Below are 19389 nucleotides of genomic sequence, written 5' to 3'. Positions count from 1 at the left end.
TCGACTGGAAGTACGTCGAGATTATTCCTTTGCCACTGGCATTTATTTGTATTGCATATTGTAAAGCAGTTCGTACTCACCTTTCAGGGCGATAAGTGTATCGTGGGTGCCCTGCTCAACGATCCGCCCATCTTTTATAACGATTATTCGTGAGGCGTTTTTAATAGTCGAGAGACGGTGAGCTATAACAAAAGTTGTTCGATCCTTCATGAGGTTTTCTAAGGCTTTTTGGACTTCTCGCTCCGATTCGGTGTCAAGAGCCGATGTCGCTTCGTCAAGGATAAGAATTGGCGCATTTTTCAAAATGGCCCTGGCTATGGATACACGCTGACGTTCACCGCCGGAAAGCCTGGCTCCTCCCTCGCCGATGATGGTATCGAATCCCAGGGGCAGGGCCTCAATGAAATCCAGGGCATAAGCGGCTTGAGCTGCCTGCCGGATCTCCTGTTCTGATGCCTGCAGGTCCCCGTAGGCAATGTTGTTTCGCACAGTATCGTTGAAAAGAATTGTCTGCTGCGTCACCATGGCAATTTGACCTCGAAGCGAGGCAACCGTGACATCGCGGATATCGTTGCCGTCTATAATTATGCTCCCTTCCTTTAAATCAAGAAAACGAGGAATGAGATTGGTGAAGGTGGTTTTCCCGCCACCGCTGGGACCGACTATTGCCAAGGCCTCACCCGCCGGAACGGAGAGGTTGATATCGGTAAGCACCGGCGATTCTTCATCATAGCGGTAGGTAAGGTTCTTGAATTCGATCAAAGAGGTAAAAGGTGGAAGGGGAAAGGCATCTTTTTTATCTTGAATTTCAGGTTCAATGTCGAGAATAGCAAAGACCCGGGTTGCAGCAGCAAGTCCCTGCTGAATAGCAGAGTTGATCCGGGTAACTCCCTTCACCGGCTCGTAGGCAGCAATCAAGGCCGTAAGAAAGGCAAAGAAGGTGCCAGGAGTGGCGCCACCATTAATTACTTCGTTTCCTCCAAACCAGATGATAACGGCAATCGCCGCCCCGCCGATAAACTCCATGAGCGGATGCTGCATGCAGCGATACTTTGCGTCTTTCATGGTGAGAAAAAAGAGTTTACTCACCTGTTGCAGGAATCGATTGCCCTCGTATTCTTCCTTGGAAAAGGCCTTGACAATGCGATTGCCGGTGATGGTTTCATGAAGGATATTTGAAACATTGGCCACTTCCTCTTGGGTTGAGGTGCTCAATCTCCTGAACAGTCTTCCGAATCTAATGATCGGATACGCTGCGACCGGCAAGACGACGAAGGAAATCATCGCTAGACGCCAGTTCATGAAAAAGACCACGCCAAGAAGGATAATAACCTGAAAAAAGTCACGCACCGAGCCGACCAGGGCATTGGATACAGCCTGTTGCAGCAGGGTGACGTCGGAAACAATGCGGGACATCAGTGTTCCGGTCGGCATCTTGTTAAAGAAGGACAGCGACTGCTTGTGAATGTGGTTGAAGATCTGCAGGCGAAAGTCACGAATCACCGATTGGCCGACCCGCTCCAGAAGCATGGTGTAGATGTAATAGGCCACGCCTTTCAAAAAGAAAATGAGGACGACGACCAGTGGCAAAAGCTTCAGGAAGAAGATGTCTTTTTCCATGAAGATCTTGTCGAGCAGGTCTTTTACCAGGTAGGCTTGCAACCCGGTAAAACCGGCCACGAAAATCATCGCCAGCATTGCCGTGAGGAGTTTGTATCGATATGGTTTTATAACCAGATATAATCGCTTGATAATTTCTTTGTTTGTCATGAGTGGATGGGACGCCGTTAAAAATGAAAAAGGCAGTTGGAAACTGAAGAAGCTTTCGACTGCCGGGGTGGTTTCTTGTTTTGTGGAGAACGTCTCTAGTAATACACTAGAGGCCTCGAATATTAAAGGAATATTTGGGTGGCTTTAACGAAGCCGGGTAATTATTGGGCGGTTCCATACTGGTTTTTATTACCAATTTTTTAACCTGCTATTCGCTAAAAGAATATTTGCCTGAACGAACGCTTTACCGGTGGATAATCCTTTTTAGTCCAGAGGCGATGGAAGAGGCTAAACCACTGTTCCGGATACTGCCTGATAAATGGTTCATAAAGTTTGAGGCAACGAGACGAGATGTCTTGGATGTTTTCCTCGTTGATGGCGTCATAATATGGCAGCTGAACTTCAGCGAAATCGATATGCAGCTCGCCGTCTTTCATGTAATAGACACTGGTGAAGACCGGAGCGCCGCTACGCAGACGGAGGATACCGGCCCCTTTGGCGCATGCCAATGGCCGGTTGAAGAATTCCACCCTGGTTCCGCGACTGGTATAGCTTTGATCAAGACTGACGATGAGCAATCTATTATCGGTCAGGGCCTTCTCATAGGCCTTCATCCCGTCATAGCTGCTGAGATGGACCAGGCTTGTTCCATAGCGGCATCGCTGGCGTACAAAATATTCATCGGAAAGAGGGTTGCTCTGTTTTTGGTAGATTAGACTAGTCGGCAACCCGGCGATATTGAACCAGGCAAAGTAGGCCTCAAACCAGCTGGCATGAATGGTGGTCAGAATTACGCCTTTGCCTTGCCGTAGTGCGGCATCAATCTGGTCTCTCCCGGATATTCGAGCATGAGTCACCAGTTTGGTAAGACTCTTGCGGTGTAGAATGAAGACCAGACCAAAGGTTCTGGTAAATTGTAGATATACTTTTCGCAACAGTCGCAGCTTGCCGTCATGGTCCAGTTCCGGAAATACCGTGGAAAGGTTTTTATAGGCAACCTTGATACGGAAGGGGAAGATCACCCAGGCGAGATATCCGATAGTTGTGCACAGGAACAGGATTATCGGAACGGGGAGAAGGTTGATAAAAAAGACAACTGACCGGAGGAGTATGTATTCGAGTTTATGTTTTAATTTCATAAAGAGTTAGAATAAATGGCAAGAATATCGCGAAATGGTAAGAAGAGGCCCTACTTCTACACCACTCCTGTTATGAAAAAAAGGTGTTTTTCGGGAAGGGAACAGGAAATAATCGACTGACAAATCTACTAGGATATAAGATTTATTTCCCATAAGCAATGAATGTATGTTGCCTGGAGTTACGCGGTGACGATTGAGCATTATAATTACCCCAGGCTAGGGGCGGGATTGGTGGCCTATCGGTATTTGGCGGTTTGTTTTTTGATGAAGTCTTTCTGGCGTACAGTGCAAAATATTCAGAAAATACTAGGGAAATAGAACAAATGAAGAGATTTTTGGTAAAGAAGTTTTTCATGCGGTTATGGCTCATTTCGAGCGTTTTTCTGGTACTTACAAGTTTTGCCTCAAGCCTTTACGGCGGTACCTCAGACTCACTTTCCAACTGGCCATGGACGGTTAGTGATCTTGCCCCTGATCCGGAATTACATTACGGGACACTGGCCAACGGTTTTCGATACATTTTATTAAAAAATCAAGAACCGAAAAATCGCGTAGCTATTGACCTTTATATTCAAGCTGGTTCACTGCACGAAAACGATGATCAACGTGGACTCGCACATTTTCTCGAACACATGATGTTTAAAGGGACGGAAAATTTTCCGGCAGGAAGTCTCGTTGAATATTTTCAATCCATTGGGATGAATTTTGGGAGCGATGCCAATGCCCATACAACCTTTGATCAAACTGTCTATAACATCCTGCTGCCAAACGGCTCGGAAAAGGAACTCAATACCGGTTTTTCGGTAATGGCCGATTATGCCCGGCGGGCCAAGCTTGAGGAGGACCAAATCGACCAGGAACGAGGAGTAATCCTCGCCGAGAAGCGCGCCCGCGATTCTGCTGCGTATAGAACGCAGGTTGCCAGCATGGAATACGCATTTCGCGGGACAAAAATTGCCAAACGGATGGTGATTGGCACGGAAAGCAGTCTGCAGGGTGCCAATCGTGCTATTCTGAAATCCTTTTATGACACATGGTATCATCCTGAAAACATGATACTTATCGTCGTCGGGGATATGCAACCTAAGGTCGCCGAGAAGCTTATTGAGATACATTTTTCGCAACTAAGCTCCGCTGGAAAAAGGCCTGGTTATCCTGAATTCGGGAGCTTAGCACATAAGGGTATTGAGGGTTTCTATCACCACGAACCTGAGCTCGGTAAAACCAATGTGTCTATCGAGTCATTCTGGGACCTGCAGCCGAGGAATGACTCGCTGGAGTTGGAGAAGGAGGAGCTTATTCAATTGATGGGGACGATGATTATGGGCTATCGGTTGCAGCAGGTACAGGAAGAAAAGAAACCACCCTTTTCTCGTGCCACCTTTAATGCCGACGATATCATTGATAGGATCGGTTACGGAGCAATATCGGCACAAACGGATGCCGGGAAATGGCAGGAAAGTCTTGGTTTACTTGATAAAACACTTCGGCAGGCAATTGAGTATGGTTTTACCGAGCAGGAAGTGCTGCGGAGCAGAAAGGAGATACTTGCTGAGTTGGATTCCAATGTCCTCACCGCCAAAACGGAAGACTCGCGGATGCTGGCCCAAAAGCTACTCCGGCATTTGGGGAGCAATCGGGTATATCAGTCTCCTCAACAGGAAAAAGCTTTGTACGGTCCAATCGTCGAACAGATCACTGTCGACCAGGTCAATAGGCAATTCCGCAAGGTATGGAATCACGATAGCAGGCTGGTATCGGTGACTGGCGATGTAGAACTTCCAGAAGATGGGGCGAAGGTAGTTGCGGATCAATACAGGAAATCAGTTCAGGAACAAATCGTCGGCCCGGTGGCGAGAAACAACGACACCTTTCCCTATCTCCCTCTTGCGGCTTTCCCGGAACAAGAACCCAAAACTAGCCATTTCAAAGAAATAGGCGTACAAAAACTTGTTCTAGCCAATGGTTTGATCATCAATCTCAAAAAGACTGATTTTCAGAAAAACAGTGTTCAGATCTTGGCTAGCTATGGAAATGGTGAACAAAGTGAACCCTCATCGGGAATGGCAATGCTTGCTGAGGATATCATAAATGTTTCTGGTTCGGGACGCCTCTCTCAATCAGCGCTTGACACGATAATAGCAGGCAGTTCAGTAAGTTTGAAATTTCACATCGGGGAGACTGCCTTTTCTTGGTCTGGCAATTCTTTGTTTAAAGATTTTGAACTCTTGGTGCAGATGCTTCATACCCTTCTGTATGATCATGGCTTTCGGGAGAATCAGTTCGGCAACGTCCGGAAAAAAGTGGAACAGATGTATCAAAAACTCAGTCAGGAAATCGATGGAGCTATGGCTCTTGATGTGCAGCCTTTTTTGGCCGCCGGTAATCAGCACTTTGGTCTTCCTCCGTGGAATGCTGTCGCCAGCATACAGTATGCGGATTTGGCAGAGTGGGCCAAAAGCTTTACTCAGCCAAGGGATTTGGAGCTTTCCGTCGTTGGAGATTTTGACTCCGCTGAAGTCGTACGCTGCCTCAGTAAGTATTTTGGCGGGGTTTCCCTGCAAGGCCCACGCATTCCCGATACGGCAGAGGTTCGCTTTCCGGTTGGGAAGAAGCTTTTGGTTGATGTCAACACTTCGATAGACAAGTCTCTCATTGTGGTGGCCTGGCCAACCGATGATTTTTGGGACATCGGCCGGACAAGAAGACTGCAGATGTTGTCCGATGTTTTTGAGGACAGGATTAGAAAAGTTATCAGGGAAAAAATGGGAGCGGCCTATTCGCCGACTGTGTCGAGTTATAATAGTCGGGTATACAAGGGTTTCGGCTTCTTGATGGCGCAGGTAATTGTAAAGCCCGGCACAGAAGAAGCAATAATCAAGGAAATTATCGAAATATCAGAAAGATTAAAAGTCGACGGAATAAGTACCGATGAGCTGGTTCGAGCGCAAAGACCCATGGTAACTTCGATCACCGACACAATCCGAACCAATCGCTATTGGCTGTCGTCAGTGCTCGCCCTTTCCAGCAGATATCCCCAGTTATTCGAGTGGCCGAAAACAATCCTCAGTGATTATTCGGCAGTCAATGAGAAGGACCTTCATCAACTTGCCGAAAAATATTTCGATAATTCACGGCTGGCAGTGGCCAAAGTCCTCCCTAGCGGAGATTCCAAAAAGATGTCGAAACGGGTTTCAGTTGTTACAGAATGACGTCCGGTATGTTTTTCTGTGTTTATTACCAGATGGAGATGCTATATAATTTTAGCAAAGATATAATAAATGCAGGGTTGCTACACAACATTTTGCTATGTGATGGAAGGAGAGCGCCATGGAGCAATTGGAAAAACTCACGAATTCGGGTAGCGATTTTCGGTTTGGTCAGATGAGAAGGAAATACCGGAGGGCTGGGTTGTCCGGATTTGTTGGTGATCTTGCCGATGGGAAGAGTGTAATCGGTGGTAATATTCAGGACCTCTCGATCGGCGGGTTTAGGATGACTGGAATTCCTGATTCGTTTAATGCCGAAAAACACACTTATACGGCTATTTTGTCGGGAGGGGGTAAGCATTACCGTTTGCTGGCGAAGCCGTGTTGGAAAAAGACAGAGGCTACACATGGGCGTGTTGAGATCGGGTTCAAAATCCTTGATGCCCCATGGGAGTGGCTTGATCTCACGATGAATGCAATTCCGGAATTCGATTACGAGGATGAGTCTGGGTTTCAATCCTAGATGAGAGCTGGCGCCGGACTCTCATTCTGCGCGAAAGAAAATCTAAAAATGGAGCAGCGTCTGAAACTATTGAAGGCGTTGCTCCATTTTTTTGCCTATTCCATTTCCATCCCAGTAAGTGCTTGAGCGAAGACACTACCCAGTCATTTTTATTTTCCCCTAAAGGTACTAAAATCAGAATGTCAGTTTTATGAGACAGTGCGCATAAATTCCGCGGGGATCATCGAGGAAAGCTAGCTCGTCAAACTTGTCTGCCATTATTTTATTGATCTTATTGAGCAGTGAATTTTCATGGGCAGCAAAGACGGAGATTAGTGACCCGATATGAGTTGTAAAGAATTGCAGCAGCTGCTCCTTGACAGTTGGTGCAGAGCGTATGTACTCGGTACTATAGTCGGTAATATCAGCTAATTTGGCCGCCGCCTCAACGGCCTCATCGATGGAGCCTAGCTTGTCAACGAGGCCATGAGACAAGGCCGCTTTGCCATCATATACCCGGCCCTCGGCTAGCTCGGCGACCCGAGCTTTCTCGATCTCTCGGCCGGTGGCGACGATTTGTAAGAATTGATCGTAACTATAAGCAATTGCTAACTGGATAGCGCCTTTGAGTGATTCCGGCAGGGGCTGGGTAAGATCGAGACCTGCCGCAAGCGGGGTGGTTCCGGTGCCGTCGCTATGTATACCAAGGGAAGAGAGGGTTTTCTCAAAGGTTGGTATAGCCCCGAAAATGCCTATCGAGCCGGTAATGGTTGCTTCGGAGGCCCAAATTTCGTCTGCATCGGCGGCAATCCAGTAGCCACCGGAGGCAGCAACAGCCCCCATTGAAACTACTACCGGTTTGCCCTTCTTCTGAAACAGTAATAATTCCTGGCGAATAATCTCAGAAGCAAATGCAGAGCCACCACCAGAATTTATTCGCAGAACAAGCCCTTTAATCTGCTTGTCTTCACGAGCTTTTTTGATCAGTGTCGCCAGAGAATCGCCGCCAATAACACCCGGCGGCTGTTTGCCAGGAAGGATATTGCCCTCAGCGATGATAAGGCCAATTTTATCGCCTTGCCAGTCGATTTGTCCGTAGGAAGGGGTGATGGTGCTCAGGTACTCAGATGAAGCAACCAAGGGCGGTTCATTATGGACAGCTTTTGCCAAAGTGGTCAGGTGTTTGGTGACATCTTCTCTGGTTGCCAGCTGGTCAACCAAACCTGTTTGGAGAGCGAGTTGTGCTGTATCACCCTTGGTGTTTTGCAGGGATTGGGTAATATTGGCAGTATAGTTATCAAGGGTTTCCTGCGATAATTTTCGCTGTTGGATGATGTCATTCTTGTAAACCTTCCAGAGGGCTGAAAGCCAGATGTCATTTTGCTTGCGATCCTCCGGTGACATGTCGTTCCTGGTGAATGGCTCCAGTGCCGATTTATAGGAGCCGACCTTGAAAATGTTGTAATTGATGGCCAGTTTTTCCATTGCCTCTTTAAAGTAGAGGCGATATACGCCAAATCCGTGGATATCTACACCACCCATCGGGTTCAGGAAAATTTTGTCGGCATAGGATGCTAAATAATACTGTGCTTGCGTGTAGTAGTCTTCGGCGGCAACAACGGTCTTGCCCGTTTTTCTGAATTTGACCAAGGCCTGGCCGATCATCTGCAACTGGTTCAGGCCGGCACTGTCCATATGCTTAAGGTTGAGCAATAGGGCAGTAATTCGGTTGTCAGTTGCGGCACTGTCGATGATATCAAGAATATCCTGCAGGACGGTTTCCGCTGGGGTCGATTCCGGATCAACAGAATCTCCGAGGACTTGTTCAATTGAGCTAACCATCTGTTTTTCCTCGACGATATCACCATATATATCAAGCCGAAGAATGCTTTGCACAGGGATGTGCGCTACCTCTTTTGGGATAAAGGTGAGCAAGAATATCGCCAATGCTGCAAAGAGCAAGGTGTTGAAGAAAAGATTTCTGATAAATGTGAATATTTTGCCAACATATTTAAAGATATTCAGGATTGCCAGAATGAGATCTTTCATACAATTATTCAAAAATTCAATTGAGATAAGGGTGGGAGAAGAGGCGCTCCAGACGTAAAACCGAGGCAAAAAAACTGAATCAATAACCTGTCTGAGAATCTATTAAAAAACCAACATGAGCTTGAAAAGGCTGGAGCAGTATCCAGGGAAGCACGTATTGGCTTAGGTCCCTTCCGTAAATTTAATATTTGTGGGTAACGATAACCATAATGCATACAAGAACAACAGAGTAATCTCTCCCTATCGGTTTTTGAACGGTAATTTCAACTGGCGGGGCAGATTGTTTTTGTCGGTAAGTTTTGATACACAGAGGCCGAGGAGGCGAATTGCCAGAATTCCCGCTTGGGTAGCAGAGAGGAGACCGGGCAGGAGAGGAAGGATGTCGTCGGCAGAACTCATAGCATTTCGGATGGTTATAGATCTGGTAATTGTTGCAAAATTTTTATATCTCACCTTTAACGTCAGGGTAAAACCGGCTTTTTTTTTCTTTGCTAATGATTTTTCTATTTCACCGGCGAGATCGTATAAGATTATATGTATTTCAGTAAGATCAGTGGTGTCGTGAGGGAGGGTGGTTTCAGCGCCAATCGATTTGCGGATTCTTGCCGGTTCGACCGGACGATCATCTATGCCACGGACCATCGTATAAAGAAAAGACCCGATCTTGCCAAAATGGAAGACCAACTTTTCTGCCTGCCACTGACGAAGATCATGGCCGTTATGGATACCCATTTGGCGCATCTTCCTTTCGGTTACCTGGCCGACGCCAAAAAATTTACGGATCGGTAGTGAATCAAGAAATTGCTGTGCATGTTCCGGTGCAATGGTGGTCAGGCCGTTTGGTTTATTGAAGCCGGAAGCCACCTTTGCCAAAAATTTGTTAAAAGAAATTCCCGCAGATGCCGTCAAATGCAGATCTTGCTGTATTTTCATACAAATATCTTTTGCCAGGAGAGTTGCTGAAGAGTCGGCACCAAAGCCTGTCACGTCGAGAAAGGCCTCATCAACAGAAAGCGGTTCGACAAGGTTTGTGTATTGATGAAAAATCTCCATGAGTTGTCTGGAAACCTCCAGATATCTTTCCATTCGGGGAGGGGTGAAGATAGCTGCAGGGCACAACCGTGCTGCCTTTGAGCAAGGCATCGCCGAATGTATACCGAATGTGCGAGCTTCATAGGAGCAAGCAGCGACTACTCCCCGGCTAGCCGGTTTACCTCCTACGATGAGAGGTTGCCCCCGGAAAGAGGGATTGTCTCTTTGCTCGATGGAGGCAAAAAATGCGTCCATATCGATATGAATGATTTTTCGTGGAGGTATCATACGGTATTGAGACAGGAAGTGATGCCTGACGGCCACTTTTTCAGATTATGCGCCTCCACATTTAAGCTATCTAAGGGTGTTTTTATCTACAATTATTGGTAAAGTCGCCTGGAGTACGTCTTCAGATACCGGGACGTTTACGGTGGCATACCTGGACGAATTGTCCGTCAATCAACTCAGAAGATCATTTACCATGGATAAAAAACAGATCATAGGGACGAGTTTGCTTTTTGGCGGACTCCCTTCCCAACAGCTTGAAGATATTGCAGCAATAGCTGTCGAGAAAACCTTTCAAAGAGGGGAATCAATTTTTTTTGAAGGTGACAAAGGCATTGGTTTCTATATGGTTGGTGAGGGGAGGGTCAAGATTTTCAAGGTGTCGCCGGCCGGTAAAGAACATATTCTCCATATTTTTGGGGAAGGGGAGCCTTTTGGTGAGGTTCCGGTCTTTTACGGTCAACCGTTTCCTGCCAGCGCTGAGGCGCTGGTGAAGACCAAAACCATATTCTTTCCTCGTGACCGCTTTGTCCAACTGGTCGAAGTGAACCCTTCAATTTCTCTGAATATGTTGGCGGTATTGTCGATGCGGCTGCGGCGATTCGCCAGCCAAATCGAGAGCCTGTCGCTAAAAGAAGTACCGGCGCGGTTAGCTAATTATCTTGTGTATTTAAGCAGTGAGCAAGGGGAAAAGGATGTCGTTGAACTCGACATTTCAAAAGGACAACTGGCAAGTCTTTTAGGCACTATTCCAGAAACCTTATCAAGAATCTTTGCCAAGATGAGTGAAGAGGGGTTGATCAAGGTAAACGGGAGAACGATTCACCTCCTTGATAAAGAGGCGTTAAGTGAGAAGGAGTAGTGGCTGGTGTGAGCTAAGATCACTTGAGTACGCGGCAAAGAATTGATAAATCATCGAAAGCCGTACCTGAAGGACAAACTATTCCTTGACGAGAAAGGTCTATTTCATTAGGAAAGGACACTTTTGATTTCGCTACCGCAGGAGTACACGGCGTGTTTTCACTGAAAGTCCCTGCATTTTCAGATACATGCATTAACACAAAACCATCGCATTGAGAATACAATACCTAAGATGACTTCAACCAAACCACTTATAACGGTCATCATCCCGGCATACAATCATCAACGATTCATCGGGGCCGCAGTTGACAGTGTTCTGCAGCAAACCCTATCTGACCTTGAACTGATTGTTATTGATGACGGTTCTACCGATAATACTGGCGAGATCGTAAAAGGCTATTCCGATACGCGTCTGACCTATCTTCATCAAGAAAACAAGGATGCCTACAACACAATCAATCGTGGTTTGTCCCTGGCAAAAGGTAAATACATTGCCATTTTGAATTCGGATGATGTCTATGCGTTGAATCGTTTGGAAAGGCTCCTTAAGGAAAGCGAGAAGCGAAAGGCAGAATGCATTTTCTCGGATGTCATACCCATTTCCGATGTTGGTGATGAATACACCGATCCTCAATTTGGCTGGAATGTCTGGCACCGGAAAAACAGAGCCTGGTATTTTGACTGTCGAGATATCTATGCGGCATTTTTGAAAGGTAACTTTATGGTGACGACATCGAATCTATTTATGACTGCCCAGGCGATGCGGACTGTTGGTAATTTTTGTTCTTTAAGATATCTGCATGACTACGATTACATATTCAGAATGATGCTCGCCTTTCCTGATGGGGTGCAGTATCTCGATGGGGAGAAACTTCTGTATTACCGTATTCATTCGGGAAATACCCTGGGTGAAGCTGCCATAACCGGGAGGATACAGGATCAGGAGCTTATTATGAAATACATGGCAGCTAAGGTTCCAGAATCCTGTGAAAAATATATTTATGCCGGTGCCGAGCGGTTAATTGAGCTTGGCAATGAGCTGCATGAGGTAAAGAGAATTCTTGAACCACAGCGGCTATTAGGTGTACGTCCAGCCTTCAAGGAATTGATGAAGAGTTTGAAGGTATGGATCTCAAAAAAAACCAGATAGATCCATCGTAATTGCCTAAATGAACCGATGCCAAAACTTGCATGGGGTGTTGGACGTCGGTTTGTTGGGCTGCTGGTAAGCGATCAGATCCTTTTTGATAAATGATAGCTGTTGACAGCGATTTTATCTGTCTGCAATACAGAACATATTGAAAATATATGGAATTTACTACCTATTACTCTTTGAAGTCTCTAGTTGAATCCGGACGGCAAAAGGCAAAGGACAAAGAAGTTGTATCCTTTGATCTTTTTGACACACTCCTGGTTCGCCGAATACATAATCCCGATCTGGTCAAATTGCCCGTTGCTCGATATATTGCTGATCTTGCCTCACAAAATGGCCTGGATTGGAAGTGGTACAGAGTCCAGAAACTTCGTGACAGTATTGAACAAAGACACCGGGTAGAAACCAGCAAGAATTTTATCGACCATGAGGCCTGCTATCCCGATTTCATGGGTGAACTCTTGGCAGAAATATTTCAGGCCGACTACTATCCCGAGCTGTTGGAGAAGGTGGCCGCTTACGAAATGGCCATGGAAAACTCGATGTTGGTTCCACGCCAACAGCTCATAGACTGGATGGGTGAACTCTATCAAGCTGGAAAGAGAATATTTATAATTTCTGATATTTATTTGCCTGCTGTCTATCTTAAACAGTTAGTCAATCATGCTGGGATAGGTACCTTGGTAGAGGATGTCATTTCGTCAGCAGATACATTTTTGGCAAAGGCCTCCGGCAAAGCCTATCCGATGATGAGTGAAAAATACACCCTCAACCCCAAAGCGTGGTTACATATCGGAGACAACCCTATTTCTGATGGATTGCGGCCTGTTGAAGCGGGCATTGAGGCGATGATCATTGAGGATCCCCGTGAGGCGCAGCGGAAGTCAATAATGCAGCGCTATTTCAACTACAGTGATGGGAAACCCTTTTGGCGGGGAAGGGCGTTGCAGCAGATCATGGCGCCTCTGGAGGCCGAAGTTACCCAAAATTTACCGCTATATTCGGAAGGGTACAATTTTATTGGACCTCTGGTTGGGATATTTGTGCAACAGGTTGCCAGATACTGTCTGGAAAAGGGAATAACGAAAGTATTCTTTTTTTCTCGGGAGGGTTGGACGTTCAAACGCTATTGGGAGAAAATGATGCCGCTCCTGTACCCAGAAGGGGGCTTGCCGGAAATAGAGTATCTGTATGTCAGCAGAATGGCCTTGGCCGGGGCCTCTTGTGCCCATCAGGGGCTAACAAGAAATAATGCCGATATTGCCTTTCTCCCTCCCGGAAACCGCGATTTCCGTGATGTGTGCCGGATCTTCAGCCTTGAGCCAGAGGTCTTTTCATCTCATCTGGCAAGGTATGCCCTGAAGATTGATACCTGTCTCAGCCACATCCACGATGGATATGATCCCGAAGACCGAAAAAGATTTGAGGAACTCCTTGATGACCTTCTGTTTCAAGAGGAGGTTAAACGGCAAACCCAGGCGGCTAGCCTGGCTATGCAAAGGTACTTTGCAAAGGTTGGCCTGTTCGACCACAGGGATGTCGCATTGGTAGATATCGGTTGGTTGGGAACCATTCAACGTTTTCTCTTCGAGGCGATCGCCCACAGGCCTGACTGTCCTACCTGTCACGGACTCCTGTTCGGTGCTACCCGGGGTATTCCTTATCCTGAAAGTGAAAAAAACATTATCAAGGGAATACTCTATGATCGAAATCGCTTTGATCTTGCTGCCAGCACACTCTTTTATGCCCAGGATATATTTGAAGAAGCGTGTAGAGCACCGCATCCGACCTTAAATGGCTATCGATTGACCGAGGACGGATTTGAGCTGGAATTCAGACAAACACACGATGCTATCGGCAAAGCAGAACAGGAACAGGATGGCTACTTTGCCCCTCTACAGCAGGGGATAATAGATTCGGCAGGGAGATTTGGTGCCGCCGCGGCGCTCCTGGGATATTCTTTTGATGACTGGAAACCGTGGCTCAACTATCTCTTCGTCAGCAAGCTTGCTTTTCCAAGAGCAAGAGAAGTGGCAGATCTTAAGCACCGTCATCACCTTGATGACTTTCACGGCAGCAAAAAACCCAAAGCGGCTTATGGCAAGGGCATTGTCGAACTTTGGGGCCATCCTCAGTTGCGGTTGCGATTCGACCCGCTATTGCGGATCAGGTTCTTTTTAAAGCATTTGCGGAGGAAGATTAACGAATGAATGGAGTCCTGGGTAAACGTTATGATCTGAAAGGATTAGAGATTTTAAGGCTGGCAAGGTTTTCGCTCATGGCGAAATGCATTCCCATGGGCAACTTTCGCGGTGGTCCCGGGGCCAGATGCCTCGTTGTGTTACTGCTTCTTCATTATTTAGGGTATCCGCTCTATTATGTTCACGCTCGTTACGGTGAAAAACTACGTCCGCTCAAAAGAATACTCGCAAGATTTAGAAATTGTTAGGTATATACCCAGGTGTTCTATTGTCCTTATGCTATTTTTTCAGAGGCACCGAGAGGATACTCCGTTTATTTGGATGCAATTTAAATTGCCTTGATGATACGGTTTTTTCAATAACCATCATACAATTGCCAATCTGGATTTTGGTGTCGGCAAAGATGGTGCCGGTTACATCTATTTTGATTTTCTCAATAGCTATCCCGCCTGAACTATCGTATTCCTCGGTGAGCTCAGTTATGTTGTCTTCTGGTCCACCTGCCTTGGAATAGATACCCGTTCCTGGAATCATATTCAATCGCAACAAAAGAAGCTTGGTATCGGCAAGGTCTTTTTCCATGCCTTTGACTTTTTTGGAGGTTGAGCTGCCATGATATCGCTGCAGCCAGCGAATAATTGCATCCTGCTGGTCTATGATGCTCGTTTTCAGGGTGTTGAAATGCTGCACACGCTCAGCAATTACACCTGCGGCAATAAATGCCGGGGCACAATTGGGGGAACCAACATCGCCAATGGTGACATTTCCTTCCGAAATTAAATTGCCACCCATGACTTTGCTTGATTGGTGACAACGGATATCGTGACCGGCAGTAATATAACTAAAATACGCCTGTTTTCGAATAACGATCATTCCACCGCACTTGAGAGTGCCCTGTTCGATAAAACTAATGTCGGCGTCCCCGTTCGTTTCGAGCAGACTGTTTTTTCCGGTAATCCCCCCTTTGACGACCATGTTTCCATGGCAGGTAATTTTTGCTGAGGAAACTTCTCCTGAAATTTCTAAATCACCGCTAACCGAGACCTTGAACCCAGGTTGAACGGATCCCCTTATGGTTAGGCAGTTCATACTCTCGACGTTACCAGTCTCGAAGTCGATATCGCCCAGCAATACTTGATGGGAACACACCTTGATGACATTGTTGTTAACGATCGAGAGTACGCCATTTTTGGTGGCAGTGACCTGCATGGTTTCTTTTGAGAATTTTACATCATTCAGTACATTGATTTTTATATCTTTTCCAGGCGGTGCCGGCGTTTCCTCGCCGTATATATTAATGCCCGGAGCGCCCTGAATTGCAGGAATTTTCGTGGCGATACACTGTCCGGCGTGAACGCCAACCATTATACGCCTTTCACGGAAGTCGATAGAACCGTCTTCAAGAAGTTTTCCGGCAATAGGTCCAATTTCCATGTCATATCTGAGATAGGCGTTTGAACTGTTACCGACATCCTGACCACGGGCGATAATGAAGCTGTTAAATTCCTTTTCACCACTTTGTAAAAAGGCTTTTGCATTTGCTATTGCTTCTTGATCGATACCGAAAACAATCTTTTGCTCTGCCATAAGGGCTTCAAGATCTTCATTTAATAAAGAATGTCCTTCATCCAACATCGGGTGGATGATAAGGGTGACTTGCATGTTGTTAGGAGAGATTTTGAAAAGGGGCTCAATAGAAATGACCGTTACAGGATCGGGGCTGTCGCCGTGACGGACCTTTGTTACCCGTGGATAACCAGGGACTATCGCAATAATCGCATCTTGATCTTCTGAAAATTGTGTGAAATCACCTGGTTCGAGAGGGGTCTTCGCAAAACCTTTTGCCGCAAATCTATGGAAGTTAGGGAAATCGGCAAGCAGTTGCCCTCCATTGACCAATTCAGTAACAGGAATTTTGTCGGTTGTGTAATCGTCTCCGATTTTTAATAGTTGGGTGAGAAAATGAAAAGTAGGCTCGAGATATTTTTTCTTTTCACTGCTATCACCAGTAACTGCAGGTTTGTCGCTCATGTTGCTGCTCGTATCTAAGAGAGGTTAGGTCGCTCGCAAGGTCTTCACTGTATTACAGATTTTTTCGCTCACGCAAGGGCAGAAAAAAACAGCGAAAGGTATATGAATTCTCTTACAATGTGGTCAATTCAATAATATCACATTGTTTTCGTAGTATTAAGCATTTTTAATAAGAGGCGGTTTTGATTGGGAACGATGAGTGAACAACACCCTGTAACTTGTCAATACTGTTTACTTTTGCGGGCTTCACCCGTATGATGTCAGGATGAATAATCAAAAAAAAGCATATATTTGTGCGCTGATTACTGTTGGATTGTGGTCGACGATCGCCACCGCCAGTAAACTGAGTCTGCGGCACCTCAGTCCCGCTGAGCTCCTTATGTACGCATCTGTTGTTTCCTGTTTTGTCCTGTTTTTGGTGCTTATTCTGCAAAAGAAATTACAGGATCTACTGGCTTTGAGTAGGAAGGATTGGTTGCTGTCGTTGCTGTTTGGGAGCTTGAATCCCTTTCTTTATTATCTCATTCTTTTTAAGGCATATGACCTCCTACCTGCCCAACAAGCACAGATAATAAATTATACCTGGGCGATAACCCTAAGTATTCTGTCAATCCCACTTCTTGGACAACGGGTAGGGAGGATGCAATGGCTAGCTATAGCAGTGAGTTATGCCGGTGTGCTGGTTATTGCTACACGAGGAAATTTGCTCGATTTGCATTTTGATAATCCATTAGGCGTTGGGTTGGCTCTTTTGTCGACCGTAATTTGGGCGCTTTACTGGATTTTGAATACTCGGGATAAGAGACAGCCGGTGATTGGGCTGTTTCTAAATTTTATTTGCGCGGTTCCGTTGATCACGGGGTATGTGCTATTTACCGAAGGTTTTCGTACAGTTGCCCTGGCTGGCTTAATGGGAGCTGTGTATATTGGGGTTTTCGAAATGGGGGTTTCTTTTGTGCTTTGGTTAATGGCTCTAAAATACTCCGATAATACGGCAAAGATTGCCAACTTAATTTTTATTGCCCCCATTACCTCTCTTTTCCTCATTCGTTTTCTGGTAGGCGAGGAGATATATTTCTCAACCGTGGTGGGGTTGGTATTGGTCCTGGGGGGATTGGTTCTGCAATCGGTGTTCGTCACTAAAAAATCATAATAGTAAAACTGCAGTACTGTTTCCTTTTATGCCTTCGTTTCAGCTGTGATGTTACTTTTGTTCCGATTTCAGGACAGCAAGGAAGGCAGTCTGGGGGATATCAACGTTGCCTACGGTTTTCATACGTTTTTTTCCTGCCTTTTGTTTTTCCAGCAACTTGCGCTTTCTGGATATATCGCCACCATAACATTTGGCGGTAACGTCCTTTCGAAGTGCAGACACGGTTGTTCTGGCTATTATATTGCCGCCGATTGCTGCTTGAATAGCTATCTTGAACATCTGTCGGGGAATTTCTTCTTTGAGCATCTCGCAGGCGTGGAGACCTCTGGCCCTTGAATTAGTTCGGTGCACCAGTTGCGAGAGAGCATCGACGATTTCACCATTTACAAGGATGTCGAGCTTGACTAAGTCGCTTTTGCGATAGTCCAGCATGTCATAGTTGAATGACCCGTAGCCCTGTGTAAGTGACTTTAATCGGTCATAAAAGTCATAAATAACCTCCGCCAGAGGCAATTCGCATTGGAGTTCTATCCTTCCCGGTGTTGGGTAGTGGAAACTGGTGTTCTCACCACGCCGATCCATGCAAAGGGTCATCACCACTCCCATGTACTTTTCTGGGATGAGAATTGTGGCTTTGATAAAGGGCTCTTCGACCTTGGCAATATGACTAGGATCGGGGAAATGGGCTGGGTTGTCGACATGTTTGATACTTCCATCCGCCAGGTGAAAAATGTACTGCACCGAAGGTACGGTCAGGATGAGAGAGATATCAAATTCACGTTCGAGTCGTTCCTGGATGACTTCAAGATGCAATAAGCCTAAGAAGCCGCATCGGAAACCAAAACCGAGGGCCGCCGAAGAATCTTTTTCAAAGATGAGGGCGGCATCATTTAGCTTAAGCTTTTCAAGAGCTGTTGCAAGATCTTCGTATTCATCGGTGTCGATTGGATAAATTGATGAAAAGACCACTTGTTGAACTTCTTTGAATCCTGGAAGTGGAGCCGAGGCAGGAGCATCCCGCAGGGTTATCGTATCTCCTGGCCGAGTATCTTGAACCGTTTTAATTCCTGCCAGAATATATCCGACCTGTCCTGCGGAAAGCTGTTTTTGCGGTTCTTTATGCAATTTAAAAAAGCCGACCTCATCGACCTTGTATTCGCGGCCGTTAGCCATGAAACGAATAACGTCTCCGGTTTTAACAGTGCCGTTGATTATTCGCACGGAAATCAGTGTTCCCCGAAACGAGTCGTAATTAGCATCAAAAATAAGCGCCTGCAGTGGAGCATTCGCATCACCTTTGGGGGCCGGAAGTTTTGTAACAATGGTTTCAAATAGCTGCGGAATTCCAGTCCCTAATTTAGCCGAGCAAAATTGTACGAGTTCGCTGTCCAGACCGAGATCCTCTTCTATCTGAAGAGCGATTTTTTCGGGCTCTGCGGAGGGCAAATCAATCTTATTGATAACTGGGATGATTTCCAGATCGTTTTCCATAGCCAAATAGAGATTTGCCAGGGTTTGCGCCTCTACGCCTTGAGCAGCGTCTATGAGCAGCAAGGCCCCTTCACAAGAGCTGAGCGCTCTGGATACTTCATAGCTGAAATCAACGTGTCCTGGGGTATCGACTAGGTTCAGATAATATTCTTGACCATCTTTGGCGGTGTACGGCAAACAGATTGTTTGGCTCTTAATGGTAATTCCACGTTCTCGCTCAATCTCCATATTGTCGAGAAGCTGATCCTTGAATTCCCGATCAGAAACCAGATTGCAAAATTGAATCATCCTGTCTGCGAGGGTCGATTTGCCGTGGTCAATATGCGCAATTATGCTAAAGTTTCTAATATTATTCATTGGTTAGGGGGTGTAAACGGAAACAGCGGGGTTTGCTGCCTGCAGTATGAATTGTGAGTAAGAAGTTGACGGATACTTAGCACATATGTTCGATGAATAAAATAAAATTCTCAAACCAATGAGACCTATGATAAGATCAGCAGAATGTAGCAACCG

Annotated in this window: 12 protein-coding genes; 6 read left to right on the top strand and 6 right to left on the bottom strand. The window is 46.1% G+C overall.

Annotation, left to right across the window (positions count from 1 at the left end):
- Nucleotides 1-42 precede the first annotated feature (42 nt).
- Nucleotides 43-1770, bottom strand: coding sequence for a lipid A export permease/ATP-binding protein MsbA (gene msbA, locus OEL83_12790; GenBank protein MDK9707918.1), 1728 nt, complete (start codon nucleotides 1768-1770; stop codon nucleotides 43-45).
- 215 nt (nucleotides 1771-1985) lie between these two features.
- Nucleotides 1986-2909, bottom strand: a complete 924-nt coding sequence (locus OEL83_12785; protein ID MDK9707917.1) for a lysophospholipid acyltransferase family protein — start codon at nucleotides 2907-2909, stop codon at nucleotides 1986-1988.
- 323 nt (nucleotides 2910-3232) lie between these two features.
- Between OEL83_12785 and OEL83_12780 the strand changes: the two genes are divergently transcribed.
- Together OEL83_12780 and OEL83_12775 are read left to right on the top strand one after the other, a co-directional pair.
- Nucleotides 3233-6121 carry an insulinase family protein gene (locus OEL83_12780; GenBank protein ID MDK9707916.1) on the top strand — a complete coding sequence of 963 codons (2889 nt, stop codon included), beginning with the start codon at nucleotides 3233-3235 and terminating at the stop codon, nucleotides 6119-6121.
- A 118-nt stretch (nucleotides 6122-6239) separates the two neighbouring features.
- Nucleotides 6240-6641 (top strand): hypothetical protein, encoded by a 402-nt coding sequence (locus OEL83_12775; protein ID MDK9707915.1) that lies wholly within the window; start codon nucleotides 6240-6242, stop codon nucleotides 6639-6641.
- 174 nt (nucleotides 6642-6815) lie between these two features.
- Here OEL83_12775 and sppA read toward each other — a convergent pair whose 3' ends face one another.
- Nucleotides 6816-8669, bottom strand: a complete 1854-nt coding sequence (gene sppA, locus OEL83_12770) for a signal peptide peptidase SppA (protein ID MDK9707914.1) — start codon at nucleotides 8667-8669, stop codon at nucleotides 6816-6818.
- A gap of 240 nt (nucleotides 8670-8909) precedes the next feature.
- Nucleotides 8910-9989: a DNA polymerase IV gene (gene dinB, locus OEL83_12765; protein MDK9707913.1), complete on the bottom strand. Its 1080-nt coding sequence runs from the start codon at nucleotides 9987-9989 to the stop codon at nucleotides 8910-8912.
- 193 nt (nucleotides 9990-10182) lie between these two features.
- Between dinB and OEL83_12760 the strand changes: the two genes are divergently transcribed.
- The 3 genes from OEL83_12760 (at nucleotide 10183) to OEL83_12750 (ending at nucleotide 14210) form a co-directional block, all read left to right on the top strand.
- Nucleotides 10183-10848 (top strand): Crp/Fnr family transcriptional regulator, encoded by a 666-nt coding sequence (locus tag OEL83_12760; protein ID MDK9707912.1) that lies wholly within the window; start codon nucleotides 10183-10185, stop codon nucleotides 10846-10848.
- Nucleotides 10849-11079: 231 nt separating this feature from the next.
- The gene (locus OEL83_12755; protein ID MDK9707911.1) at nucleotides 11080-11997 is read left to right on the top strand and encodes a glycosyltransferase; all 918 of its coding nucleotides are present in this window, start codon (nucleotides 11080-11082) and stop codon (nucleotides 11995-11997) included.
- A 158-nt stretch (nucleotides 11998-12155) separates the two neighbouring features.
- Nucleotides 12156-14210 carry a hypothetical protein gene (locus OEL83_12750; protein MDK9707910.1) on the top strand — a complete coding sequence of 685 codons (2055 nt, stop codon included), beginning with the start codon at nucleotides 12156-12158 and terminating at the stop codon, nucleotides 14208-14210.
- Nucleotides 14211-14480: 270 nt separating this feature from the next.
- Here OEL83_12750 and OEL83_12745 read toward each other — a convergent pair whose 3' ends face one another.
- Nucleotides 14481-16232, bottom strand: coding sequence for a FapA family protein (locus OEL83_12745; protein MDK9707909.1), 1752 nt, complete (start codon nucleotides 16230-16232; stop codon nucleotides 14481-14483).
- Between the two features lie 265 nt (nucleotides 16233-16497).
- Between OEL83_12745 and OEL83_12740 the strand changes: the two genes are divergently transcribed.
- Nucleotides 16498-17385, top strand: coding sequence for a DMT family transporter (locus OEL83_12740; protein ID MDK9707908.1), 888 nt, complete (start codon nucleotides 16498-16500; stop codon nucleotides 17383-17385).
- A 51-nt stretch (nucleotides 17386-17436) separates the two neighbouring features.
- Here OEL83_12740 and lepA read toward each other — a convergent pair whose 3' ends face one another.
- The gene (gene lepA, locus OEL83_12735; protein MDK9707907.1) at nucleotides 17437-19233 is read right to left on the bottom strand and encodes a translation elongation factor 4; all 1797 of its coding nucleotides are present in this window, start codon (nucleotides 19231-19233) and stop codon (nucleotides 17437-17439) included.
- Between the last annotated feature and the right edge of the window lie 156 nt (nucleotides 19234-19389).

The sequence above is a fragment of the Desulforhopalus sp. genome, from assembly GCA_030247675.1.
In the GTDB taxonomy this organism is placed as follows: domain Bacteria; phylum Desulfobacterota; class Desulfobulbia; order Desulfobulbales; family Desulfocapsaceae; genus Desulforhopalus_A.
This window is presented reverse-complemented; position numbering and strand designations above follow the sequence as displayed.